Source organism: Kribbella sp. NPDC055071 (genome assembly GCF_053608045.1).
In genome coordinates this window covers 1-24,363 of the sequence record NZ_JBSGUS010000046.1, presented here as the reverse complement: position 1 = coordinate 24,363, position 24,363 = coordinate 1, and the positions used below count along the sequence as shown (strand labels likewise).

Genomic DNA, 24,363 nt, shown 5'->3' with positions numbered 1-24,363 from the left:
CAGGTGGTGTGGGTCAAGGGTCGAAGATCGCGCAGCGACGCCGAAGGCGCCCTTGACGCACACCACCGCGACTGGCACCATCACGCAGCCCGGAGACCGCGCCACCACAGTTGCCTCGCGCAAACCACACGAGCGGCGAATCCACCACCTGCGCCCCCGCCGCGCAGGCGGCAACAGGACAACCGCCGCGAAGGCGGCAACGGGACAACTGCCGCGCAGCGGCGACCAACCACACCACACATCGGACACAAGAGCCGGATATCCCCGCCAGTTGTGACTGAGCTGTCGGCTGAGGGGTGTCGCTGGTGGCGGGCCCGCGGGTCAGGCGACGTGGGCCGGGCCTAGTGGGCGTAGTCGGCGGCGGCGGTCGGTGGGGTGGGAGTGCTGGTCGGTGTGGGCGTTGTCGAGGCGGGTGAGGTGGCGGCCGGCGCCGCCGACCGGGCAGGTCCAGGTGCCGTCCATCTCGACCAGGCGGATGCCAGGCTGGTCGAGCCAGCGCAGCACGAGCTCGATCTCCTCGGGCGAGGCCGACGCGACCGGGCCGATGCCGGGCAGCACGGTCTCGGCCGAGGCGCGCAGCATCTCCAGATACTGGCGTGGGTCGGTCCCGCGCGGGCTGATCCCGGCCGCCGCGAGGCGGCCGCGGCGGATCACGTGGAGCTCCCAGCCGCCATCGTCGGTCCGCCGGGCTGCGCAGATCTCGGCGCACCCCGTCACCGACGCCATCCGCTGCATCCGCGCCGAACTCCGCACGAACGCGCTCAACCGATCCCGCTGAACGGCAGCGTCCTCGAACCGCTCGTCGGCCGACAACACATCGATCCGCCGGTCCAGAGCCTCGACCACGGGCGTCGGATCCACGGTCAGCGCCGTCCGCAGCGCCGCCACGAACTCGCCGTACGAATCCGCTGAGATCCGTCCGTCGCACGGCGCCACGCAGCGGCCCATCTCGGCCAGCACGCAGGGGGACAGCTGGGGATGGCGGGACATCCGCGCGGTGCACTGCCGGATCGGGAACGCCTCGTGCAGCGCGGCCATCGCCCGCTCGGCCGTCTTCCGCGAGCTGAACGGGCCGAGATACCCGGCGCTGTCGTCACGCACCTGTTTGACCAGCGACAGGCGGGGGAAGGGCTCGACGGTGACCTTCAGCCAGTGTTGCCGCTCGGGGAACTTCGAGCGCCGGTTGTACCGCGGCTTGTGCTCCGCGATCAGCCGCAGCTCGCGGACCTCGGCCTCGAGCGCCGTCCCGCACTCGATCCCGCGAACACCGGTCGCGATCCCGACCATCTCGCCGATCCGGTTCCGGGTCTCCGACGCGGTGAAGTACGAGCGGACGCGGGTCCGCAGGTCCTTCGACTTCCCGACGTACAGCACCTCGCCGCGGTCGTCGGTGAACAGGTACACACCCGGTGCATGCGGCAACGACTCGGCCAGGTGCCGCTTCGCGCGGACCGCAGGCGCGACCCGGGACGAATACGTCTGCAGGTCCTCCAACGTTTGCACGCCCAACGATCCGACCCGCTCGAACAGCCCGTGCAGCACGTCGACGGTCGCTCGCGCGTCCGACAGGGCCCGGTGATTCGGCGTGACCTTCGTCCGGAACAGCTTCGCCAGTGTCCCGAGCTTGCAGTTCGGCGCCTCGTCCGGAGTGATCACCCGGCGTGCCAGCAGCGCGGTGTCGACGACCGCGAAGTCGGGCCAGTCATACCCGTGCACCTGCGTCTCGTGCTTCAGGAACCCCATGTCGAACGGCGCGTTGTGCGCCACCATCACGCAGCCGTGCGCGAACTCCAGGAACGCCGGCAGCACCGACTCGATCCGGGGTGACGAGGCAACCATCCCGTTGGTGATCCCGGTCAGCACCGCGATGAACGGCGGGATCGCCTCGGACGGGTTGACCAGCGTCTGGAACTCGCCGATCACTTCACCGGCCCGCACCTTCACCGCGCCGATCTCGGTGATCCCGCCGACGCCTGGCGGATTGCCGGTCGTCTCCAGGTCGACGACGCAGAAGGTGATGGCGTGCAGCGGTGTGCCCAGGTCGTCGAAACTCGGCTGGACACCACGGATCGGCATCAGCGGTTCCTGCCCCGGGGAGGTCATGGCAACGACGCTAAGAGCCGCCACCGACAATTCCGCGAGGGACACGCGAGGCGCGCGTCACCACCGGCGCCCTCAAACGACGTGGCGAACGGGACCCGAGCGACTAGGCTCTGTGTATGCGTACACAGGCGATCACCGCGAAACCGGGCCCGATGCCCGTTCGTTGTGGTCTGCATCACTGGCTCGGCGCCGCGCGCTGCCAGGCCATCGTTCCGGCCGGACTGCGGACCGGTGACTGAGGCCGGCACCGCCGCGAGCTCCGCCGCTACGACTTTGCCCGAACCGGTCCGGCAACGGGTTCTGACCCTTGCCGCCCACGCACTCGGCCAGCTTCCGGCGACCGATATCCCGGCCCCGCTGCGCCGTTTCGCCAGCTTCGCGCCGGCCAAGCGCGCGAAACTCTCGGCGTCGGTGCTCGGCCCGATCCTCGAGACCGACGAGCACTTCCGCCGGCTGACGGCCTTCCAGGTACGGCGGGAGCACCCGGAGCTCGGGGATGCCGTTGCCGAAGGCATCCCGGTCCCGACCGCCGACCCGGTCGAGGTCGCGGCCCTGGCCTACCTGCTACGGCCGGACGACTGGGAGCAACGTGTCGCCGCGGCCGCTCAACTGCCGGTCGAGACCCCGCACGCCGACGACGAGGTCGTCAGCAGGCTCACCGACCAGCTCGATCAGGCCCGGACCGAGGCCCGGCAGGTCCGCGAACGGCTTCGTGAACAGGTCAACGAGGTCAAGGCCGAGAACGTCACGCTCCGCCGCAAGCTGAACGAGGCCCGGCAGCGGATCACCGGCCTGCAGAGCGACCTCGAGTACCAGACCAAGCAGGCCGACACTGCCGACGAGCGGGTCGAGGCCGCGCGCTCCGAAGTGGACCGTGAGCTGCGCAAACTCCGGTCCCGCATTACCGAACTCGAAGCGATCGAGCACGCGGCCCGTCGTACGGCGGGACAGGAGCGCGAGCTCGCATCGACCCGGACCAGGCTTCTGCTGGACACAGTCCTCGAGGCGGCGAGTGGACTCCGCCGCGAGCTGGCGTTGCCGCCCGGGGGAGAGCTCCGCCCGGCCGACACAGTGGCGGGGACGGAGCCTGAGGCCGCGCCGGTCGGACGGACTGCGCCGGAGGACGATCCGGCCTTGTTCGACGAGTTGTTGTCGTTGCCGCAGGTCCATCTGATCATCGACGGCTACAACGTCACGAAGACTGCCTGGCCCAACTCGCCGCTGAATTCCCAACGGCAACGGTTGGTGACTGCGCTGGGTGCGCTGGTCGCGCAACGCCGGATCGAAGTCACTGTGGTTTTCGACGGCGCGGAGCTCTCCGGGCCGGTCCAACTGAATCCACCGCGCGGTGTGCGGGTCCGCTTCAGTCCCGCCGGGGTGATCGCCGACGAGGTGATCCGCCAACTGGTCCGGGCCGAACCGCCCGGCCGCCCGCTCGTCGTCGTCTCCACCGACCGTGAGGTGGCGGACAGCATCATGAAGCTCGGTGCCCGTTCACTCTCCGCCACCAGCCTGATCGCCCGCATCGCTCGCGCTTGATCCATAAACGCACTCCGGAAGGAAGGAAAGAAACCGGAGGGGAGGTGCCCAGGGCGGAAGACAGCGCGAGGGAGACAGGGGAGGCAGGGAATTGTCGGTGGGGGTCTCTAGCGTCCTTCTCAGCCGGGTGGAAGCCCCGGCACTTCCCCACTTGGAGGACGTTGTGCTGATCGACTGCGACGCGTGTGCGATGCGGGGTCCTGGCTGCCAGGACTGCGTCGTCACGGTAGTTCTGGGCTTGTCCGCCGAGAGATCCACTACTCTCCGCATCGACGACGAAGAGCAAGCCGCCCTGGCCACGCTGGCCGACTCCGGCCTGGTCCCACCCCTCCGGCTCGTCCACGCCGTCAGCAGTGTCGAGTTGGACACTGCTGCCGAATTCCCTGATGGGGAAGGCGAAACGGTGGTGGGTCTGGGGTGAGGTTTCGTTAATTTTGGATCAAACCCGAGGGGCGAATTGCACTGGTCACGAAACGGTCACTACTGTGAGGGCTCGTTGCCTCAGGGTGTCGGCCGATCGGGCCGACCGGGCAGCTGTAAGCCGAGGGAGTGACCCGTTCGGGGTCTGTGGGCAACCACAGGCGGGCGCGGGTCGACGGGGACGGCGCGAGCAGAGGAAGGGACCGACCGGGCTGTGTCCATCGGACGCATCAACCGCACCAAGGGAATCGCCCTCGCCGCCATCACCAGCACGGCAGTCATTGCGGGTGTGCTCTTCATCCAGGGAGCCGCGGACGCCGATCCCAAGCCCACCCTCCAGCAGGCGAAGGCGCAGGTCGCCGAACTGCAGCACAAGGCCGAGATCGCCGGTGAAGGCGCGAACGACCTCCGTGGGCAGATCGACGCCTCGACCGCCCGGGTGAACGCCCTGCGGGCCGGTATCGCCCAGCAGCAGACCCAGGTCGACACGGTGAAGCGGCAGATCGGATCCCTCGCGGTCGCCGGCTACCAGAGTTCCGGGATGTCGACGACGGCCCAGCTGCTGCTCTCGCAGAACCCGGACCAGTTCCTCAGCCAGGCCTCGACCGCACAGGCGTTCGCGGGCCAGCAGGACGCGGCGCTCCGCCGCTACCAGGAGGCCCAGGGCAAGCTCACCGACCTGCAGGCCGGTGAGCAGACCGAGCTGGCCTCGCTGACGGCGGTGCGGGACAAGCAGGCCGCGCTGGTCAAGCAGATCCAGACCAACCTCGACGCTGCCCAGAAGGTGCTGGACAAGCTCACTGGTGACGAGCGCGCGCGGATCGAGCAGGAGAACGCCGACGAGGAAGCGAAGGCGCGCAGTGAGCGCCCGACGCGCAGCGGCCAGCGGACCGACGACACGAACCTGCCGAACGTGCCGGCCAGCGGCCGCGCCTCGATCGCGGTGCAGGCCGCGCTCTCGCAGCTCGGCGACTCCTACGTCTGGGGCGCCGACGGCCCCGACAGCTTCGACTGCTCGGGCCTGATGATGTACGCCTGGGGCAAGGCCGGAGTCTCGCTGTCGCACTCGTCGAAGGCCCAGGCCGGCGAAGGCCGCCGGGTCAGCAAGAGCCAGCTGATGCCGGGCGACCTGATCTTCTACTACTCGCCGATCAGCCACGTCGCGATGTACCTCGGCAACGGCCGGATCGTGCACGCCCCGCGTCCGGGGACGTCCGTGCGCATCGCCCAGATGGACGAAATGCCCTTCAACACCGCGGTCCGCCCGGGCTGACCTGCGTTCTTGACATACTCGTCGGCTCCGGGGGATCCCTCCCGGAGCCGAGTCGTTGTACGGACACCCCGGTGCCGTAATGTCGGAGGAGGCACGTAGTGTCCCGCCTGACTGGGGCAGGTGAGCAGCGAGGGGCCGAGGTGATCGACGAACACGGCGACACGGTGCCGTTGCCGGTCACCCCGCCGCCCGGTGACCAACCGCGGTCACCGCATCATCAACCGGAGCATGAAGCCCCGCGCGCGGATTCTGGCGGCCGGCGGCTGCCTCCGTCGTTCGGGCCGATCGCCAAGAAGGTCGCCCTCGGGCTGGCCGTCTGCCTGGTCGCCGGCGCCGGGTATGCGGGCCTCCAGCAGATCGCGAACGCGCCTGCCGATCCGAACGCGCCCGCCTCACACCTCCCGCAGACCTCCACGACTCCGGACGAGGCCGCGGACGGCGTGCAGCGTGCCGTCGCGGGTGAGGCCGTGCTCCAGAAGATGGCCGATGCGGTCAAGAGCGACAACCGCAGCGAGTTCCTGGACACCATCGACCCGAAGGCCACCGACTTCCGGACCAGCGCGCGGACGATCTTCGGGAACCTGAGCACCCTCCCGATCGCCAGCTTCCAGTTGCGCTACGTCAGCGACGACATCGCCGCGCTCACTCCGGACCGGCAGAGCCAGCTCGGTGGCAGCCAGGCGTGGCTGGCGCAGGTCGAGGTCTCCTGGCAGCTCTCCGGGTTCGACGTCAAGCCCGCCCGCGAGACCTTGCCGGTCACGTTTGTCACCCGGGACGGAGCGACGTACGCGGCGTCGTTCTCGGAGCGGTTCGTCGCGGGTCAGCGCCGGCCGATCTGGACGCTCGGCCCGCTGAATGTGGTCAAAGGCAAGCACAGCCTGGTGATCAGCCTCGAGTCCGAGTCGGACGCCAAGAGCTACGTCTCGGTCGCGGATCGCGCGGTCGAGTCGGTGACCAAGGTGTGGGGCAAGAGCTGGCGGCAGAAGGTGATCGTCTACCTGCCCGCCAAACAGTCGCAGATGGAGGCTGTCCTCGGCGCCCAGCCGAACACGTACACCCAGATCGCCGCCGTCACGATGGCCGAGCTGGACAGTCCAGAGGCCGGAGCTCCGGTGCGGATCGTCGCCAACCCGAAGCTGTTCGAGGAGCTCGGCAAACAAGGTCGCCGGATCGTGCTCACGCACGAGACCACCCACGTCGCGTCGACCGCCACCGCGTCACCCGTGCCGCTCTGGCTGGCGGAGGGATTCGCGGACTACATCGCGTTCACCGCCGTACCCGTTCAGGACGAGTCGGCGGCGAAGGAGCTGTTCAAGGCGGTCCGGGACGGTAAGGTGCCGACCGCGCTGCCCTCGACGCAAGCGTTCGCGGCCTCCGCGACCGATCTGCCCCAGGCGTACGAGTCGGCCTGGCTTGCCTGCCGGCTGATCGCGGAGCGGGAAGGGCAGAGCAAGCTGGTGAAGTTCTACCGGGCGGTGCACGCGTCGAAGAGCGCGTCCGGTCTGGCGGACGCGTTCAAGTCGGTGCTGGGGATGACCGAGGCGGAGTTCATCGTGGAGTGGCAGAAGTACCTCACGAGGCTCGCCGGTGCCTGATGGGGTGAAGTGGTGGGCGCCCCGAGTGGTCGCCTTCGTCCTTGCCGCTGAGCTGATCGTCGTGATCGTGACCAGTACGCCGTGGTCCTTGATCGGCCTGCCCACACCCAACCCGGCGCTCGACTTCACGACCGCGGAAATCGCCCGGCAGAACGCATTCCGGCACGAATTGTTGCCATGGTCCACGACCTCCTGGGTGCTCTCGGTCGTGGTCCCGCTCGTCATCGGCTTCAGCTCGCTCGGACGCCGCTTGTACGACGCTCTCCGGATCCGCAAGCTCTGGTACGTCGCCGTCCCGCTGCTCGTCGTCGGACTCGGCATCCTCACCAGCCTGATCACCGCGCCGAGCGATGTGATGGCCGAACGGGTCACCCGCAAGTACGGCCTGTCCGTCGAGGACTGGAGCTTGTGGACCCGCGACCGGGTCATGAATCTGGCGCTGACATCGCTCGCGCTCGCCGTGATCGCCCTCGTCCTGATCGGCTTCGCGAAACGCTGGGGCAAGGGTTGGTGGTTGCCTGCGGCAAGCGCCGCCGCGCTGCTGGTGTTCGGGGTGTCGTTCGCCTATCCGGTGCTGGTCGAGCCGCGGTTCAACCAGTTCACGTCGATGCCGGCCGGCGCGCAGCGGACCGAGTTCATGAAGCTGGCCGCGACCGACGGCGTACCTGTCGAAGACGTGCTTGTCGCGGATGCGTCGAAGCGCACGACCGCCTTGAATGCTTACGTTTCCGGCTTCGGTTCGACCCGTCGGCTGGTGGTGTACGACACGTTGCTGAGGGACGCGCCACCCGCGCAGGTCCGGCTGGTGGTTGCGCACGAGCTCGGGCATGCCGCGGAGGACGACGTACTGCACGGCACGCTGATCGGGGTCCTCGGTGTGGCCTTCGGGGTGACGCTGTTGAGTTTGTTGCTCGGGTCAAGGATGTCCGACCCACGCCGGACCGCCCTGCTGCTCGCCCTGATGGTCGCCGGCACGACCGTCGCCTCCCCGGTGCAGAACTTCGTCAGTCGCCGGATCGAGGCGCGCGCCGATCTGCACTCGCTGCGGCTGACGAACGATCCGCAGGACTTCGTTGCCCTCCAGCACGACCTGGCCGTGACGAACATCTCCGGCCTGGATCCGAGCTGGTGGCGGTACTGGCTGTTCGCGACCCATCCCACGCCTCCGGAGCGGATCGCGATGGGCCGGGCCTGGGCGAGCGAGCACCACACGACCGTCCCGCCGCTGGCGCCGCAGCGGTGACCGTCCTGGTCGTCACGAACGACTTCCCGCCGCGCCAAGGCGGGATCGAGACGTTCGTCCGGTCCCTGTGCGACCAGCTTCCCGATCCCGTCGTCTACACCTCCCACGAGGCCGGCGATACCGCCTACGACGCCAACCTGCCGTTCCCCGTGGTCCGCGACCGGACGACGATGTTGTTGCCGACAGCCCGCATCACGAAGACCGCGGTCGGGCTGATGCGCGAGTACGACGCGGACCGGATCCTGTTCGGCGCGTCCGCACCCCTCGGGCTCATGGGGCCCGCGTTGCGACGAGCCGGTGCACGGCGGATCGTCGCGCTGACCCACGGGCACGAGACCTGGTGGGCCCACCTGCCAGGCACCCGCCAAGCGCTGCGGCGGATCGGCGACGCAGCGGACGCGCTGACGACCGTGTCCTCCTGGTGTGCCGACCAGATCACGCCCGCGCTGTCACCGACCGCCGTACGACGGATGCGGCGACTAGCACCCGGCGTCGACACGGATCGCTTCTCGCCGGGGTGCGGTGGGGAGCAGGTCCGCAAGGGGCTCGGTCTGGAAGGAGTCCCGGTCGTGGTCTGCGTGTCACGGCTGATCGCGCGCAAGGGCCAGGACACCCTGATCCGCGCTTGGCCCCGGGTCCTGGAGGCCGTGCCGTCCGCGGTGCTGTTGCTGGTCGGTGGTGGTCCCGATCGCGACCGGCTCGAGACGCTGGCGGCCGAGGTAGGCGTCCGCCCGTCGGTGATCTTCACCGGATCCGTGCCCTGGACCGACATTCCGCCGTACGTCGATGCCGCGGATGTGTTCGCGATGCCGTGCCGGACCCGGCGGCTCGGGCTCGAGCCGGAGGCGCTCGGCATCGTCACGCTCGAAGCCGCCGCGACCGGCAAGCCCGTCGTGGTCGGCGACTCGGGCGGAGCCGGTGACACGGTCCGGCACGGCACCACCGGCTACCTCGTCGATCCGTACAACCCGGTCCCTGTCGCGGTCCGCATCGCCGAACTCCTCACCGACCCGGTTCGCGCTCGCGCGATGGGTGCAGCCGGCCGTGCCTGGGTTCAACGCGACTGGACCTGGGCCCGCAGTGGCGCCGTGCTGCGAGAGTTGCTCGACCTCGATTGAGGGGTGGCCCTGATTGACCGGTGGCCCCGACGATGTGGGGATGGGGGCGGCGCGCATCTTCATCGTGGACGACTACGTCCTGTTCCGGAGTTCGGCCCGCCGGATGCTGGAGTCGCACGGGTTCGAGGTGATCGGCGAATCCGGTGACGGCGGCTCGGCGATCTCGGCCGTGCAGGCGCTCCGGCCCGACGTCGTGCTGGTCGACGTCCAGTTGCCGGACATGGACGGCTTCGAGGTCGCCCGCCGGCTGGCCGAGGAGCCGGACGCGCCCGCGGTGATCCTCACCTCGATCCGCGATGCCTCGGCGTACCGCAGCCGTCTGCCCGGCACACCGGCGCGAGGCTTCATCTCGAAGGCCGAGCTGTCCGAGTCCAGGATCAGCGAGCTCCTCGGGTGTCGAGGATGAAGCGCGCGCTGTCTGTCCTCGTCGGCGCGGCCGCCGGAGTGGCGTCCTTGCTGGTGTCGCGTCACGATCCCGCGTCCTGGCAGTGGGGTCTGCTGCCCTGGTTGTACCTCGTCGCCGGTCTGATCGCCTGGAACCGGCAGCCGAAGAACCGGACCGGCGTCCTGCTCATCCTCACCGGCGTCGCCTATTCGATGTTCGTGTTCGAGGGCAGCCAGATCCCGCTCGTGTGGACGATCGGCGTCGCGTTCGAACTGGCCTTCCTGCCGGCGCTGGTCGCGCTCCTGCTCGCGTTCCCGACCGGCCGGCTGACGCGGTGGGAGCGACGGGCTGTTCTCGTCGCCGGTATCGCCATGGTGTGCTGGACGACGATTCCGGCCTTCCGGACCGATCCGACCGATCTGGGCTGCGGGACGTGTCGACCGGACCTCAACCTGCTGTACGCGGGGCCGGACGAGGTTGCGCTGCTCAAGCAGCTCTACGGGCAGTTTCCGAACAAGGTCTACTTCCTGGTGCCGATGCTGGTCGGCCTCGCGGTGGTCTGCGTGGTCCGGTGGCTGCGAGCAAGCCGGCCGATGCGACGGATCTCCGCGCCGGTCCTGGTGACCGCCGTACCGTTGCTGCTGGCACTGAGCGCCCAGGCCGTGGGCAACTACTTGGGGTTCTACGCCACTCATCCGGAGATCAGTGCAGGCGTCAGAGACGTTTCGACTAACGCCGGCCTGCTGCATCCGATCGCGATTCTCGTCGGTCTGTCGCTCGGGTGGGCGCGGCAGGCGCGGATCGGCGAGATCGTGACGGAGCTAGGCGATCATTCCGAGCTCGACCTGGTCGAGCGGACGATGGCCCGGGTGCTGGGCGACCCGGGTCTGGTGCTGGGGCGCTGGGATCCCGAGTCGCAGCGGTATCTCGCCGCGAACGGCGCTGCGCTGGCCGCCGGCTCCGGTCAGACTACGACCTACTTCGAGCAGAACGACGCCCCGATGATCGCTGTGGTCCACGACAGCGCGCTGCTCGACGACGGGGACTTGCTCAGCTCGGCCGGTGCCGCCGTCCGGATGGCCGTCGACAACGGCCGGCTGCGGGCCGAGCTGAACGCGCAGCTGGCCGAGGTCCGCGCGTCGCGCGCCCGGATCGTCGTTGCCGCGGACAACGAACGGCGCCGGCTCGAACGGGACCTGCACGACGGCGCTCAGCAACGGCTCGTCTCGCTGGCGCTCGACGCACGGGTGACCGCGGCGAAGCTGGAGATCGACGGAGATCAGGCGACCGCCCGCTCGGTGGCCGCGATCGCCGATGGGCTGACGACCGCCTTGGACGAACTCCGGGAGCTTGCCCGCGGCATCCATCCGTCCGTCCTGGTCGACGAGGGTCTCGACTCGGCGTTGCGGTCCCTGACCGAGCGTTCCGCGGTGCCCGTGCGGCTGGTCGCCGTACCGGCCGAACGTCTCGAGCCGGCGGTCGAGGCGGTCGCGTACTTCGTCGTCTCCGAGGCACTCGCGAACGCCGCCAAGCACGCGTCGGCGACGGACGTCAGCATCGCGGTACGGCGGACGACCGGCCGGTTGATCGTGGAGATCCGCGACAACGGCAAAGGTGGCGCGGACCCGGAGGGATCAGGGCTGCGCGGTCTCGCCGACCGGGTAGCTGCCGTTGATGGCCGGCTGCTCGTGAACAGTCCGCCGGGCCGGGGAACCTGCGTACGGGCGGAGATCCCATGCGTGTCGTGATCGCCGAGGACTCGCTGCTGTTCCGGGAAGGTATGGCTCGGTTGCTCACCGAGGCCGGATTCGAGGTCGTGGCGCAGGCAGGTGATGCTGACGAACTGCGGATCCTGGTCGAGCGGCATCGGCCGGAGGTGGCGATCGTCGACATCCGGATGCCGCCCGGCTACGGCAAGGAGGGTCTGACCGCCGCGCAGGAGATCCGCGCCCGCTACCCGGAGACCGCCGTACTCGTGCTGTCGCAGTACGTCGAACCGCAGTATGCGCTCACGTTGTTGTCGAGTGGCGCGACCGGGACCGGCTACCTGCTGAAGGACCGGGTGGTTCAGCTGGCCGACTTCACCGATGCGGTACGACGAGTCGGCCGCGGCGACCTGGTGATCGATCCGGCCGTGGTCGAGCAGATCATCGGGCGGCCACGCAGCCCGGTCGAACGGCTGTCGGACCGCGAGCGCGATGTGCTGGAGCTGATGGCCCAAGGCCGGTCGAATCAGTCGATCACCGACTCGCTGGTGCTCAGCCCGAAGACGGTCGAGGCGCACGTACGGTCGATCTTCCAGAAGTTCGGCCTGCCGCCGGCCCCTGACGACCACCGCCGGGTCCGGGCGGTCCTGATGTTCCTGCGCGCCGCCAACGGATGACCTCGCCGGCGGACGGGTGACCTCGCCGGCTGACAGAAGGTGCTGGACAGCCGGGCCGGTGCTGCGTGTACGCTGGGCGACATGCAGCAGATGTTCCGACTTGTCGCAGCCGTACGAGCTTCGTGCTCTCCGGCTGCCGCGGCCTGACATCTCTTCACTTCCACCGGCGACCGGAAACGGTTCGCCGGTGGTGTTGTTTCTGACGTCCGGTGGTCTGGTTCCGGTTTTCCAGACAAGGACCAGATTCATGAGTATCAGCAGGACTTTCATCGACTTCTACCTCGACCGTGGGCACGTTCCGACGACCGGTTCCACGCTCATCCCGCGCCTGGGTGATCCGGTGCTCTTCACGACGTCGGGGATGCATCCACTGACGCCGTACCTGGAAGGCGAGCCCCATCCATTGGGGCGCAGACTCGTGGGTGTGCAGCGATGTCTGCGCACGACGGACCTCGACGAGGTGGGGGATCCGACCCATCTGACCGTGTTCGAGATGCTCGGCTCGTGGTCGCTCGGGGACTACGGCAGCCGGCAGACGTTGCAGTGGGGATACGAGCTGCTCACCCGTGGCTTCGGTATCGATCCCGGCCGGATGTACGTGACGGTGTTCGAGGGTGACGAGCAGGTGCCACTGGACGAGGAGTCGCTGCGGACCTGGCAGGAGTACGGCGTTCCGGTCGAACGGACCACCGAGGACAACTGGTGGTCGAACGGGCCGACGGGACCGTGCGGACCGGATTCCGAGATCTTCCTCTGGACCGGTGAGGGAGATCCGGAGGGTACGCCGACCACCGACGACCGCTGGGTCGAGGTGTGGAACCACGTGATGATGCGCTACCGGCGACTCGACGACGGATCGCTCGAACCTCTGCGACAGCAGAACATCGACACCGGTCTCGGGCTCGAGCGGCTGACGATGCTGCTCGAGGGCAAGGAGTCGGTGTTCGAGACGTCGCTGTTCGAGCCGTGGATGCGGATCGTGCCGAAGCTGTGGCAGCTGGACGAGGAGTCGCAGCGGATCGTCATCGACCATCTACGCTCGAGCATGGTGATCGTCGGCGATGGCGTGCACCCGTCGAACACCCTGCGCGGGTACGTGCTGCGGCGCCTGATCCGGCGCGTGCTGACACTGCTGTGGCGCGGCGACGACTCGCGGTCGTTGTCGGATCTGCCGCTGGAACTGTTCGAGCACACGCTGAACCACTTCCATCAGGGCGAGTCGGTCACGCTGGTGCGCCGGATCCTGATCGACGAGGAGATCCGGTTCAGCAACCTGCTCGATCGCGGCCGGAAGGTGCTGAGCCACGAGCGGTTCCACAAGTCCCTCGACGAGACCGACTACGAGTACCTGCACGAGACCCACGGTCTCCCGCGGGAACTGGTGGACTCGCTCAGATGACGGGATCCAGGACGTCGGTCCGGGAAGAGTCGGAGTCCGGGACCTCCGGGGGAGCGACCTTCCCGACCGATGACTGGGCCACGAAGGCGCCGACCAGGACGATGACGCCGCCGATGATCTGGTTGGTGCGCAGGGTCTCGCCGAGCAGGATGAGGGCGAAGATGCTCGCGGCAACGACTTCGACGTACGCGACCGCTCCGGCGATCGCCGCGGACAGACGTTGGACGGCGGCCGCGCCGGCCAGGTAGGCGACGACGGTGCTGACGACGATGAGCCAGGCCGCCATCACCCAGCCGGGTGCGTGCCGATGGCCGATCGCGATCGTGTCGGTGAGCACGTGCCAGGGCACGCCCCACGGCGCCGCGATCAGGGTCAGCACCACGGCGCCGACCACACTGCCGGCCGCGGTCATCACGAGCGGGTCCGCGGCACCGGTCAGCTTGTCGATCAGGATGAAGTACGTCGCCTGGCACGCGGCCGCGGCGAGTCCGGCCAGCAGTCCGATCAGGTCGATGGTCAGCCCGGACCAGATCTCGGCCACCGTCGCCAGACCGACCACCGCGATGCCGACACCGACAGCGGCAGACCGCGGTACGGCGACCTTCTGGCCGAACTTCAGCCACGCCACCACCAGCACCGGCCCGGAGAACTCCAGCATCAGCGCGACGCCCACCGGCAGTCGGCTGGCCGCGATGAAGAACAGGGTCTGACACCCGGCGATTCCGGTCAGGCCGTAGAGCACGAGGGCCTTCCAGGATGCACGAGCAGCGCGGAGTCCCGCCGTACCGCGGAAGATCAGGGCGAGCGGGACGAGCAGTGCGGCGGCGCCGAGGATGCGGAGCCAGGCCGCTTGTTCCGGCGTGAAGCCGGCGCCGATCAGGGCCTTCGCGAACGGTCCCGAACCACCGAACGTGACCGCGGAGAAGACCGCGAACCCCAATCCCACCGACTTCGTGCTCGACATGGGCATAACGCTCTCATGCCCATTACATGTCTGTCGAGGGGGATCTCAGAGGACGTTCACGGCCCGGGCCGCGACGATCGCGATCGTGAGCAGTGAGATCCCGGACTGAATCGCCATCAGGATCTTCACCCGCGCGGTCAGCGGCATCGTGTCGGTCGGACTGAACGCGGTCGCGGCGGTGAACGAGACGAACAGGTAGTCGGTGAACCCGGGCAGCCAGTTGCTCCAGCCGTCGAGATCGACGGTCATCTGCGGGAACAGCAGGTCCGCCCGCTCGGTTTTGCGCTCGTGCTCGGGTGCCCGCGCGAACGGACCACCCCGATCGACCTCCCAGTACCAGACTCCGAACGCGACCACGTTGGTCACCCAGATCAGTACCGCGCCCTTGACCAGCACCGTGCCGTCGTTGGCGTTTCCGTTGTTGAGGAAGAAGATCAGACCGGCCAGGTAGAGGGCGTTCACGAGGACCAGCACCGCGAGCAGCACGAGCTCGACCCAGCGCAGCCAGGGTTCGTCCCGGCGGAGGTGGAACGGGTTCATCCACACCAGCGGCAGCAGGAGCAGCGCTCCGATCGTGGGCATCAGCCACCGCGGCAGCACGTTGATCTGCGCCGGCACGAGCACCTGCAGGATCAGGACGGCGATCACCGCGAGCGACGCGGGCCACCGGCGGGTGTGACGCATGCGAGGAACGGTCTTCACCCCTGCATTCTGTCCCCAGTACCCCTCTGACCGACGGATGCGTCGACGACGGCCTGTCCGACTTCGGTACGGCGGTAGTGCACCTGATGGCCGGTACGACGCCGTGTGGCGAGACCCGCGTCGTACAGGGCGGACAGGTGCTCGGCGACCGTGGCCAACGCCAGACCGTACTGGGCCGAGAGCGCACTGGTCGTCGCGGGTGGGTCCAGGGCTACGAGCAGGGTGGCGCGAGTACGACCGAGGACGCGGGCCAACGGGTCCGGGGGAGCGGGAGCGTCGGACCACAGGCGTGCTGTCCCGCGGGCCGGGTAGACCAGCGTCGGGTGATAGCTGGGGTCCACGACGACGACCAGATAGGGCCAGGCGAACACGCCGGGGACCAGGAGCAGCCCTTCGCCGGTGAGATCACGGTCCTGGTCCCGGTAGCGCGGTGCGATCAGGCGGTCGTCTTCCCAGCTGAGGTTCGGATGCAGGTCGTCGAACAGGCCGGCGAGGCCGCCGTCGGTCAACTGCTGGCCGCGGTAGGCGATGTCGTCTTCGAGTACGCGGCTGATCAGCGGCCAGTCGGGCTGAATCAGGGTCGCCCAGGCGCTCTCGATCGCATCGGCCAGGCGCTCCCGCGTGCCGGCGAGGTCCTGCAGCATCTGGTCGATCGCTGGTGCGCCCGGGTTGTCGAGGGTGTCGCGGGAGTGGATGAGCTCGGACCGGACCCGGTCGAGCGGCGTGCTCCGGACCCGCGCGATCTCGGTCGCGAACTTGGCCCGGGACGCCTTCGGAGGTGGCGTGAGGAAATCCGGGGTGAAGCCCACGTGGGGTTGCAACGCGGCCAGTGCGCGGAGGTCGAGGTGCGCTGCGGCTTCCCGCTTGCTCTCGACCCAGGCCGCGTACAACGGTCGGTGCCGTGCTCCGTTGAGTACGCGGATCGCCGACATCGTCTCCCACAACGGCGAGGCGCCGAACCGGCAGCGCAGCGCGTCACCCTGGGTGAAGCGCAACACCGTCACAGCGAAGAACTTTCGGCCACAACCGAAAGCGTACGCCGATCCCTTCGTGGCGATGCACCATCGCCGGGTGAGGTCATACTCCGCCGTACTGCGGGTGCCGGCGATGCGAGCCGTGTTCACCGCGCACGCGACGTCCATGCTGGGCACGGTCGCGGCCGAGGTCGCGTTGTCGATCCTGATCTTCGAGCGGACCGGATCGCCGTTGTTGTCGGCGTTGGTGCTGGTGTGCTCGTTCGTGCCCTATGCGCTGAGTGGGGTGTTGCTGTCGTCCCTGGCCGACCGGTTTCCGGCCCGGCGGGTGCTGGTGGGGTGCGATCTGCTCAGCGGGTTGTGCATCGGTCTGATGCTGGTCCCGGGGATGCCCGTGGGTGGGTTGCTGGGGCTGTTGGTGCTGACCGGAGTGATCGCGCCGATCTTCGCCGGCGCACGGGCCGCGAGTCTCGCGCGACTGCTGCCGGCCGAACTCTTCCCGATCGGCCGATCGTTGCTGCGGGCAATCGGCCAGGTCTCCCTGCTGACCGGATTCGCGCTGGGTGCGGTGGCAGTGGCAGCGGTCGGGCCGACCTGGTTGCTGGCGCTGGACGCGGTGAGTTTCCTGGCGTCGGCGCTCCTGATCGGCACGGGAACGCCGTACACACCGGCCGAGCCGAAGCAGCGCAATCCGATCAGCGAGTCGTGGTCCGGCCTTCGCTATCTCTTCGGCACCAAGCGGCTCCGCAACCTGGTGCTGCTCACCTGGGTCGCGCCGGCCTTCTCCTCGGTTCCGGACGGACTCGCGGTCGCCTACACGGCCCAGGCCGGCACGGTCGCGGCGGCGGCCGGCGCGCTCTTCACCGGGTACGCGGCCGGCTCGATACTCGGCGAGCTCGTCGCCGCGCGGTTTACCCCTTCCACGCGGCGACGGCTCGTCGTCCCACTCCTGCTGATGAGCCAGCTCCCGGCGATCGCGTTCCTCGCCACGCCGTCCGTGCCGGTCGCGGCCGTCCTCCTCGCGATCTCCGGCGCGGGGTACGCGTTCAACCAGGGGGTCGACCCACTGATCCTGGCGGCCGTGGATCCGTCGTACCGCGGCCGCTTCTTCACCCTCCAGACCAGTGGCCTGATGACGATTCAGGGCGTCAGCATCGCGCTCGCCGGCCTGGTCGGCACCTTCCTCGCGCCCAACCTCACCATCGCCGCTGCCGGCGTCCTCGGTACGGCCATCACGCTGCTGATCGCCCGTCAGGCACTCGAGCGGACCACCAGCGGTGCCGTGACGAGGCGCCCGGGCTGATCGACCTCGCCGGCGATCTCCTGCAGCGCACGCTCGAACAGGCAGGAAGCGATGTCCCGCAACGGGATCCGGGCCGTGGTGAGCGGGGTGTCGAGCATGCTCGCGAACGGGAAGTCGTTGAACCCGGTGACCGCGACGTCCTCGCCGACCGTGATCCCGCGCCGCTGCAACGCGCGCATCGCGACCACGGCGTACGCATCGTTGTCGGCCACGAACACGTCGGCCTCCGGACTCTCCTCGACGTACGACGCCACCGCATCGAGCGACCCGAACGAGCGCACCACCGCCGACGGGAACTCCCGCAGGAATCCAGCCTGTCGCTGATGCACCCACGGCAGCGCGCTGTCCGTGGCGAGGTAGACCGCCCGCGAGCGTCCGGTCGCCTGCAGATGCTGGGCGATTCCGGCCATCGAGGTCTCGTTGTCCACATCGACCCAGCACTGCCGATGCGTCAGCCCGGTCCGCCCGAACGCGACGAACGGGAAGCGCCGCTGGCTGAGGAACTCGATCCGTTCGTCGTGCGGCATTGTCTCCAGCACGACGATCGCATCGACCTGCCGGGCCGCGATCAGCTTCTCGTACAGCGCGATCTCGGTCGCACCCTCGGTCGGAGTGGTGACGTGAACGCCGTACCCGGAGGTCGCGGACGCCTTCACCAGTCCGCCGAGTAGACCGTGCAGAAACCCACCCAGGCCAGGGTTCTGATCGCTGAACGACTCGTCCTCGAGGTACAGCGGGAGCCCGATGACCTGACTGCGTCCGGACGAGAGTGCGCGGGCAGCGTGGTTCGGTGTGTACCCGAGCTCCTCGATCGCCGCCTGCACTGTCCGGACCGTCGGCTCGGCCACCCGGTGTGGTGCGTTGAGCACGTTCGACACGGTCATCGCCGACACACCGGCCCGCCGGGCCACATCCGCGACGGTCGTCCGTCGCGGTCTCTGCTCTGCCAATCCGTCCCCCTCAGGTCCGCACGATCCGGGCCACCCCGGCGACCGGTACGTCGATCGCCCACAGCTCCGGCGGTGTCGTCGTCTGCCGGTACACCTCACCGCCGGAAGGATCAGACACTACGAGCTCGATCGGTCCAGGTCCGGCGCCTTCCACGATGAGTTGTCGCGACTCGCTGCCGTTCACCAGCAGCACATTGTGGTCGGTGTCGGTCAAACGCACCACAGGGTTGGTGAAAACGGCCACGACGGTCTCCGCGCCCACCGCACGAACCTGGGTGTAGCGGGCGTCCGGTCGAGTCGGCGTGAGTGCGCCTTGTAGCAATACGTCGGCGTGGTCGCGCATGAAGCCGAGCCAGAACCGAACGACCCGCTCGTGCTCCGGCGACAACGCGTCGAGCTCCATCGACACTTGCGGCGTGCTGAACAGCGCACCGATGAACTGCTGCGCCACAGTCTCCGGTGCGGCCTTGGGCGACCACATGAGCATGTCCGAGTGGACGGCGCGATCGCCGGCGAGCAGGCGGCTATCGACAGTACGCACGCGGTTCTCGACTGGGTCGAGGGCGCAGTCGCCGGCGCGCAGGAACGTGCCGAACTGCCAGAGCCGCGGGTTCACGTAGTCCTGCCGGAACTCGATCAGTACGTCGGGCCGCAGCCTGCGCAGTTCGTCCGTGATGGCCTGGAGCAACAGCTCGACGCCTTGGTCGACCGACGCGCAGTCCGCGTCCGGCGCCGGCGGGGGAGTCTTCCAGGCCCAGGAGTCGATGAAGTCGAGCTTGAGGCCATCGACACCCCAGTCGCGGACCGGGCGGATGCAGCACTCGAGCAGGTGCTCGCGGACCTCGGGGTAGCGCGGGTCCAGCACAGCGGTGACCTCACCGTCGGCGAAACCGAGAGTCCGGTCCTTCAAGCGCTCCCAGGCTTTGGAATGGACGCCGATCAGCGGTGGCGCGATCCATAGCACGTAACGCAGTCCGAGGTCGTGCACCCGGCGTACGTGGGCGGCCATGTCCGGGAACGTACGGCTGGTCGGCTCCCAGTCACCGCAGTACGCGTATCCGCGCGCGGTGTCGTCGGTCTGCCAGCCGTCGTCGACGATCACGGCCGCGCAGTCGTACGCCACGGCCGCACGGGCGTGCCGCTCGACGGTGTCGGCCGAGACGTACTGGTGGTCGCTGTACCAGGTCGAGTACATCGCCTGCCGTGCTACCTGGGGGACTCTCGCGATCCGGTCGCCGAGCTCAGTGGTCCACTCGGCCGTCACCTCGCGGAGTGACTCGGCGAAGTGCAGCTCGCGCAGGTCGATCCGTAGCGTGAATTGCTGGTCTTCGGTGTCGTGGACGGTCAGCTCGATCAGCTGCTCGGCGGTCTCCTCGTTCACCCCGACCGCGAAGTCGCAGCCGCGGACGGTCGCCGACAGCGAGATCGTCGCCAGGCTGCGGTCCTGCGCGTCGACGAGCGCCGCGACCGGCGCCGAGCGGACCGACCGGACGTCGCGGTGCGAACCCCAGTCGGTCGGCAACTCGCGCCGCGACCCCTGCTCGGCCCGCCACAACGTCACCGCGCTCTCCGCCGGCCACGTCCACCGCACGCTCACCCCGCCACCGACGGACACGACGTCGTACCGGAGGACTCCGGGCTCGGTCGTCGGCCGTTCGGTCACCGTGGCCGCTCCCGTGATCGTCGCGGTGCGCTGCGTGCGGCCGTCGGGAGAGCGGATCTCGAAAGTCGTCACGCGGTGGACTATAGCGGTAAAACCAGATGGCCAGAAGGTATTGACCGAATTGGTCTACGTCTCTAGTTTTAGCGCTAATATCCGATTTGACCGGGGAGTGCCGTGCTGACTGTGAGTTCCGACGACCCGTACGTCGAGGACGCCTTCGCGTGGGCGTCCAAGCGCGCCCTGGACTGGGTACAGACGGACGCGGCGCCCGGCAACCTGCCGTCGTACTGGGCCGGCTACCCGTCCCGGGACATGTTCTACTCGCGTGACATCTGCCACCAGGCGGTCGGCGCTCACCTGCTCGGCCTGGACGCGGAGAACTTCGCAATGTTCCGGCATTTCGCCCGGTCGGCGACACCGGCGCGGAAGTGGTTCCCGATCTGGGCCTTCCACTTCGACGGGCAGATCGCCGACCTCGACCACCACGGCGACGAGCACTTCGTCCGGGAGATCCCCGCGGTGTTCGACCTGGCCTACCGGGCGCTGGAACAGTACGACTGGACCGGCGACCGCGAATGGCTCGACGATCCGGACCTGGCCGCCTACTACCGGCACGCGATCGGCGAGTTCGTGCAAGCCCATGACTCCGACGGCGACGGCGTACCGGAGGCGGGTGGATCCGGAGACATCTTCCTCGGCACCGCCACCTACAACGAGCAGGGCGACGCGCCACTCGTCCTCGCCGGCGACGGTCTCGCGTCCCAGTACGCCGTACTCCGCAAGCTCGGCCATCACACCCAGGCCGAGCGGATCCAGGCGACGTACCTGAACGAATGGTGGAACGGCGACCACTTCGCGCGCGGGATCACCAAGGCCGGGCCCGACTTCGGCTGGGGGCTGGAGTCGCACACCCTGGTCCCTTTGTTCGGATTGAGCGGGACGGGCGAGCGTAACGAGCGGTTCCTGGACTACATCGAAGCCCAGCTGGAGATCGCGCCGCCGCTGAACATCGAGTCGTTCAGCTACTACCCCGAGGTGTTCGGCCGGCACGGCCGCGACGAGTCGGCCTGGCGGTGGATCAAGCACCTGATCGACAGCCGGGACGACTACCCGGAGATCTCCTTCACGGTCGTCCGGCACCTCGTCGTCGGCCTGCTCGGGCTCCAGCCGGACGCGGCGCGAGCCGCCCTGACCATCGAATCCCATCTGCCCGTCGAGCTCAGCTCGCTCACCGCCGACCACATCCCGCTCGGCGACTGGGACCTCCGCATCAACCAAGTCGGCCGGCACACCAGCGAAGTCACCGTCCACAGCGGACCAGGGCCGCTCACCGTGACCGTCGCCGGCGGCCCTCCCCACCCGATCGAGCCCGGCCGGACCATCCGGATCAGTACGACCCAGACCAAGGACCCCTCATGAAGCTTTCCTACCGCCTGCTCCCCGCCGCGGCCGCGCTCCTGCTCGCCGCCGGGTGCGCCACCGGCAACCAGCCCGCCTCGAACACCGACAGTGGTTCCGCCGACATCAGCTTCTCGTTCTGGGGGACGAACTCGGAGGCTGCGTCGCTGAAGGCGATCGCGGCCGCCTTCGAGAAGGCCAACCCGGGCACGAAGGTGACCACGAACTGGATCCAGGCCGACTACGAGCAGAAGCTGCAGACCTCGATCGCGGCCGGCACCCAGTCGACCGTGATGGAGATCAGCAACACGAGCCTGGCCGGCTTCGCACCGACGTTCGCCGAGCAGACCGTTGACCCGGGCAAGTACGTGCAGCCGAACATCTCGTCGGCCCTGCAGTTCCAGGGCAAGTACTACGCGATGCCGTTCGCGGCCAAGCCCAAGGTGATGGCGATCAACGTCGACGCCTTCAAGGCCGCCGGCGTACCGTTGCCAAGCGCAACGACTCCGATGACGTTGGACGAGTTCAAGACGGTGGCGGCGAAGTTGTCGCACGGCGACGGCAAGGCGCGCGTGTACGGCTCCAGCAACCTGTGGTACCGAGGCTGGCTGACGGCAGCCGGCGGTGGCTACTACAACGCCGACGGCACCGCCTGCACCTTCGGCGACGACACCGGCGTCAAGACCGCCCAGTACGTCGTCGACCTGCAGAAGGATCGGACGGCGCCGACGTCGACCGACATCCAGGGCCAGGACCAGGCGCAGTGGTTCGCCGCCGGGCGGCTGGCGACGTTCAGCGACTTCGGCCCATGGACGGTCGCGGACTTCGCCAAGATCAGCAAGCCGAACTGGACCCTGGTTCCCGTTCCGGGCAAGGGATTCCCGATGGAGGTCGACGGCCTCGGGATCTCCAAGAAGGCGACCGGGAAGCAGCTCGACACCGCGAAGAAGTTCGTCGAGTTCGCCAGTACGCAACAGGTCGCTCAGGACCAACTGATCCAGGGCAATACGGCTCTCGGCGTACCGATCATCGCGGCCTCCTCGGCGACGCTGGAGAAGGTCCTGCCGGCCGATCGCAACCTGGCCGCGTTCACGACCGCGCTGAAGTCGGGCATCGTCGGAGTCTCGGTCGCCAAGGAGGCGCAGGTCTCCGGCGACGCGGAGAAGGGGATGACCAGCTACACCCCGCTCGGCACCGGGAAGGACGACGTCGCGAAGATCCTGCCCCAGCTCGCCGACAAGTGCACGCAGGCCTTGACGAAGTGAATCCGACCGTTGGCTGGATCCGCAGCCTCGCGGAATCCTGGGGTGTCCCGACCGCGCTCGTCCCGCTGGTCCCGTTCCTGCTCCTGCTGATCGTCCTGTACGCCGTGATCGGACTGGCGGCGTACGGGGCGAAGCGGAGGTGGCCGCGGGCCGACAAGACGATCGCGTTCTGGCTCTTCATCTCGCCGTGGCTGATCGGCTTCGCGCTGTTCACGGTCGGGCCGATGGCATCGTCGATCTACGTCAGCCTGACGTCGTGGGACCTGATCACGCCGCCGAAGTTCGTTGGCCTGGCCAACTACAGCCAGGCCTTCCAGGATCCGCGGGTCGGGCAGGCGCTCAAGGTGACCTTGCTGTACGCCGTGATCAGCGTGCCACTGCAGACCGTCCTCGCCTTCCTGGTCGCGCTGCTCCTGAACGCCGAGCTCCCCGGGATGCGGTTCTTCCGGACCATCTGGTACCTGCCTTCGCTGGTCTCCGGTGTCGCGCAGATGGTGTTGTTCCTCTGGGTGTTCAACCCGCAGTACGGGCTCGCGAACGACGTACTCGCGCACTTCGGCATCCAGGGACCGGGCTGGTTCAACGATGCGTCGTGGGCACTACCGACGGTGATCCTGATGAGCCTGTGGACGATCGGTGGGGCGATGGTGATCTACCTGGCCGGGCTGAAGGACGTCCCCACGAACCTGTACGAGGCGGCGGCACTCGACGGAGCCGGCCCGGTCCGGCTCTTTTGGCACGTGACCTTGCCGCAACTGTCGCCGATCATCCTGTTCAACGCATTGACGGGGATCATCGGCTCGCTGCAGATCTTCACCCAGGGCTTCATCGCGAACGGCGGCCCGAAGGACTCGCTGCTGTTCTTCGTCTACTACCTCTACGACAACGCCTTCCAGAACTTCCGGATGGGCTACGCGTCCGCGCTGGCCTGGATCCTGTTCGTCGTGATCCTCGCGCTGACCGCGGTGACTCTGCGCGGCAGTGCGTTCGCCGTGTACTACGAATCCGACCAAGCCGGCCGACGCAGGAGGAGAAGGCGATGACCGCCATCGCAGAAAGCCGCCCGGCGGTGGCATTCCAGGCCGACCGGCCGTTCTGGCGCCGGAACGTCTCACTCACGATCGTCCTGTACGTCGTTCTGGCCCTCGGCTCACTCGTCTTCGTGTACCCGTTCCTGTGGATGATCGCGACTTCGTTGAGATCGCTGGCCGGGGTGGGGAGTTCAGGCGCCAGTGTGTGGCCGCGGGAGTTCCTGTGGGACAACTACACGCGCGCGATCACGTCGTTCCCGTTCTGGCGTTATGCACTGAACTCGGTGCTGACGACGCTGATCCCGATCGTCGGCACGGTCCTGTCGTGTTCGCTGGCGGGATTCGCCTTCGCGCGGTTGCGGGTGCGGTTCTCCGGGATCGTGTTCGCCGTCGTACTCGCGACCATGCTGTTGCCGGGGGAGGTGACGATGGTGCCGCAGTTCATGCTCTTCAACAACCTCGGCATGGTCGACACGCTCTACCCGCTGATCCTGCCGGCGTTCTTCGGGTCGCCGTTCTACATCTTCCTGTTCCGCCAGTTCTTCTCCCGCATGCCGTCCGAGCTGGCCGACGCGGCCGTCGTCGACGGCGCCGGCTGGTTCAAAACCTTCTGGCTCGTCTACCTACCACTGGCCCGCCCCGCGGTGGTCGCCGT

General features: G+C 68.4%; 22 protein-coding genes. 16 read left to right on the top strand and 6 right to left on the bottom strand.

Translation table 11 applies throughout. The features are described from left to right. Positions 1-321: 321 nt before the first annotated feature. Positions 322-2,103, bottom strand: coding sequence for a DEDD exonuclease domain-containing protein (locus ACWF4Z_RS37480; RefSeq protein ID WP_452247993.1), 1,782 nt, complete (start codon positions 2,101-2,103; stop codon positions 322-324). Between the two features lie 116 nt (positions 2,104-2,219). Here ACWF4Z_RS37480 and ACWF4Z_RS37475 point away from each other — a divergent pair, with 116 nt between their 5' ends. The 11 genes from ACWF4Z_RS37475 (at position 2,220) to ACWF4Z_RS37425 (ending at position 13,458) form a co-directional block, all read left to right on the top strand. Then, positions 2,220-2,342 (top strand): hypothetical protein, encoded by a 123-nt coding sequence (locus ACWF4Z_RS37475; protein ID WP_452247992.1) that lies wholly within the window; start codon positions 2,220-2,222, stop codon positions 2,340-2,342. Then, positions 2,335-3,642: an NYN domain-containing protein gene (locus ACWF4Z_RS37470; RefSeq protein ID WP_452247991.1), complete on the top strand. Its 1,308-nt coding sequence runs from the start codon at positions 2,335-2,337 to the stop codon at positions 3,640-3,642. The genes ACWF4Z_RS37475 and ACWF4Z_RS37470 overlap by 8 nt, the downstream gene beginning before the upstream one ends. A 163-nt stretch (positions 3,643-3,805) precedes the next feature. Then, complete coding sequence (locus ACWF4Z_RS37465; RefSeq protein WP_452247990.1) at positions 3,806-4,063, top strand: hypothetical protein; 258 nt, start codon at positions 3,806-3,808, stop codon at positions 4,061-4,063. Between the two features lie 213 nt (positions 4,064-4,276). Continuing rightward, complete coding sequence (locus ACWF4Z_RS37460; protein ID WP_452247989.1) at positions 4,277-5,335, top strand: NlpC/P60 family protein; 1,059 nt, start codon at positions 4,277-4,279, stop codon at positions 5,333-5,335. Between the two features lie 98 nt (positions 5,336-5,433). Next, a complete protein-coding gene (locus ACWF4Z_RS37455; protein WP_452247988.1) occupies positions 5,434-6,930 on the top strand; it encodes a hypothetical protein in 1,497 nt (498 codons plus the stop codon). Further along, positions 6,923-8,173: a M48 family metalloprotease gene (locus tag ACWF4Z_RS37450; protein ID WP_452247987.1), complete on the top strand. Its 1,251-nt coding sequence runs from the start codon at positions 6,923-6,925 to the stop codon at positions 8,171-8,173. Before ACWF4Z_RS37455 ends, ACWF4Z_RS37450 begins: the two co-directional genes overlap by 8 nt. Beyond that, positions 8,170-9,291, top strand: a complete 1,122-nt coding sequence (locus ACWF4Z_RS37445) for a glycosyltransferase family 4 protein (RefSeq protein ID WP_452247986.1) — start codon at positions 8,170-8,172, stop codon at positions 9,289-9,291. Before ACWF4Z_RS37450 ends, ACWF4Z_RS37445 begins: the two co-directional genes overlap by 4 nt. A 40-nt stretch (positions 9,292-9,331) precedes the next feature. Beyond that, a complete protein-coding gene (locus ACWF4Z_RS37440) occupies positions 9,332-9,697 on the top strand; it encodes a response regulator (RefSeq protein ID WP_452247985.1) in 366 nt (121 codons plus the stop codon). Next, the gene (locus ACWF4Z_RS37435) at positions 9,694-11,424 is read left to right on the top strand and encodes a sensor histidine kinase (RefSeq protein WP_452247984.1); all 1,731 of its coding nucleotides are present in this window, start codon (positions 9,694-9,696) and stop codon (positions 11,422-11,424) included. Before ACWF4Z_RS37440 ends, ACWF4Z_RS37435 begins: the two co-directional genes overlap by 4 nt. Next, the gene (locus ACWF4Z_RS37430) at positions 11,412-12,059 is read left to right on the top strand and encodes a response regulator (protein ID WP_452247983.1); all 648 of its coding nucleotides are present in this window, start codon (positions 11,412-11,414) and stop codon (positions 12,057-12,059) included. Before ACWF4Z_RS37435 ends, ACWF4Z_RS37430 begins: the two co-directional genes overlap by 13 nt. A 247-nt stretch (positions 12,060-12,306) precedes the next feature. Further along, the gene (locus ACWF4Z_RS37425; protein WP_452247982.1) at positions 12,307-13,458 is read left to right on the top strand and encodes an alanine--tRNA ligase-related protein; all 1,152 of its coding nucleotides are present in this window, start codon (positions 12,307-12,309) and stop codon (positions 13,456-13,458) included. On the opposite strand, the gene ACWF4Z_RS37420 is transcribed toward ACWF4Z_RS37425, so the two are convergent. The 3 genes from ACWF4Z_RS37420 to ACWF4Z_RS37410 are packed head-to-tail and all read right to left on the bottom strand — an operon-like array spanning position 13,451 to position 16,128. After that, positions 13,451-14,422, bottom strand: a complete 972-nt coding sequence (locus tag ACWF4Z_RS37420; protein WP_452247981.1) for an EamA family transporter — start codon at positions 14,420-14,422, stop codon at positions 13,451-13,453. The genes ACWF4Z_RS37425 and ACWF4Z_RS37420 overlap by 8 nt on opposite strands. 45 nt (positions 14,423-14,467) lie before the next feature. After that, positions 14,468-15,124: a hypothetical protein gene (locus ACWF4Z_RS37415; protein ID WP_452247980.1), complete on the bottom strand. Its 657-nt coding sequence runs from the start codon at positions 15,122-15,124 to the stop codon at positions 14,468-14,470. Beyond that, a complete protein-coding gene (locus ACWF4Z_RS37410) occupies positions 15,121-16,128 on the bottom strand; it encodes a DUF5937 family protein (protein WP_452247979.1) in 1,008 nt (335 codons plus the stop codon). Before ACWF4Z_RS37410 ends, ACWF4Z_RS37415 begins: the two co-directional genes overlap by 4 nt. 67 nt (positions 16,129-16,195) lie before the next feature. On the opposite strand from ACWF4Z_RS37410, the gene ACWF4Z_RS37405 reads away from it, so the two are divergent. Beyond that, positions 16,196-17,401 carry an MFS transporter gene (locus ACWF4Z_RS37405; protein WP_452247978.1) on the top strand — a complete coding sequence of 402 codons (1,206 nt, stop codon included), beginning with the start codon at positions 16,196-16,198 and terminating at the stop codon, positions 17,399-17,401. Here the strand turns inward: ACWF4Z_RS37405 and ACWF4Z_RS37400 are convergent. Then, entirely contained in the window at positions 17,350-18,351 is a 1,002-nt protein-coding gene (locus tag ACWF4Z_RS37400; protein WP_452247977.1) for a LacI family DNA-binding transcriptional regulator, read from the bottom strand. The genes ACWF4Z_RS37405 and ACWF4Z_RS37400 overlap by 52 nt on opposite strands. A 10-nt stretch (positions 18,352-18,361) precedes the next feature. Beyond that, positions 18,362-20,086: a glycoside hydrolase family 36 protein gene (locus ACWF4Z_RS37395; RefSeq protein WP_452247976.1), complete on the bottom strand. Its 1,725-nt coding sequence runs from the start codon at positions 20,084-20,086 to the stop codon at positions 18,362-18,364. A gap of 102 nt (positions 20,087-20,188) precedes the next feature. On the opposite strand from ACWF4Z_RS37395, the gene ACWF4Z_RS37390 reads away from it, so the two are divergent. From ACWF4Z_RS37390 to ACWF4Z_RS37375, 4 genes are all read left to right on the top strand, one after another. Next, entirely contained in the window at positions 20,189-21,433 is a 1,245-nt protein-coding gene (locus ACWF4Z_RS37390) for a hypothetical protein (RefSeq protein ID WP_452247975.1), read from the top strand. Next, a complete protein-coding gene (locus ACWF4Z_RS37385) occupies positions 21,430-22,677 on the top strand; it encodes an extracellular solute-binding protein (RefSeq protein WP_452247974.1) in 1,248 nt (415 codons plus the stop codon). The genes ACWF4Z_RS37390 and ACWF4Z_RS37385 overlap by 4 nt, the downstream gene beginning before the upstream one ends. Beyond that, positions 22,674-23,720 carry a carbohydrate ABC transporter permease gene (locus ACWF4Z_RS37380; RefSeq protein WP_452247973.1) on the top strand — a complete coding sequence of 349 codons (1,047 nt, stop codon included), beginning with the start codon at positions 22,674-22,676 and terminating at the stop codon, positions 23,718-23,720. Before ACWF4Z_RS37385 ends, ACWF4Z_RS37380 begins: the two co-directional genes overlap by 4 nt. After that, a partial coding sequence (locus ACWF4Z_RS37375) for a carbohydrate ABC transporter permease (RefSeq protein WP_452247972.1) occupies positions 23,717-24,363 on the top strand: 647 nt, incomplete at its 3' end. The genes ACWF4Z_RS37380 and ACWF4Z_RS37375, both read left to right, overlap by 4 nt.

Excerpts from the sequence above, each read along its gene's own strand:
- ACWF4Z_RS37480 (WP_452247993.1), bottom strand. The coding sequence starts at position 2,103 with ATGACCTCCCCGGGGCAGGAACCGCTGATGCCGATCCGTGGTGTCCAG.
- ACWF4Z_RS37475 (WP_452247992.1), top strand. The coding sequence starts at position 2,220 with ATGCGTACACAGGCGATCACCGCGAAACCGGGCCCGATGCCCGTTCGT.
- ACWF4Z_RS37440 (WP_452247985.1), top strand. The coding sequence starts at position 9,332 with ATGGGGGCGGCGCGCATCTTCATCGTGGACGACTACGTCCTGTTCCGG.
- ACWF4Z_RS37435 (WP_452247984.1), top strand. The coding sequence starts at position 9,694 with ATGAAGCGCGCGCTGTCTGTCCTCGTCGGCGCGGCCGCCGGAGTGGCG.
- ACWF4Z_RS37430 (WP_452247983.1), top strand. The coding sequence starts at position 11,412 with ATGCGTGTCGTGATCGCCGAGGACTCGCTGCTGTTCCGGGAAGGTATG.
- ACWF4Z_RS37425 (WP_452247982.1), top strand. The coding sequence starts at position 12,307 with ATGAGTATCAGCAGGACTTTCATCGACTTCTACCTCGACCGTGGGCAC.
- ACWF4Z_RS37420 (WP_452247981.1), bottom strand. The coding sequence starts at position 14,422 with ATGTCGAGCACGAAGTCGGTGGGATTGGGGTTCGCGGTCTTCTCCGCG.
- ACWF4Z_RS37385 (WP_452247974.1), top strand. The coding sequence starts at position 21,430 with ATGAAGCTTTCCTACCGCCTGCTCCCCGCCGCGGCCGCGCTCCTGCTC.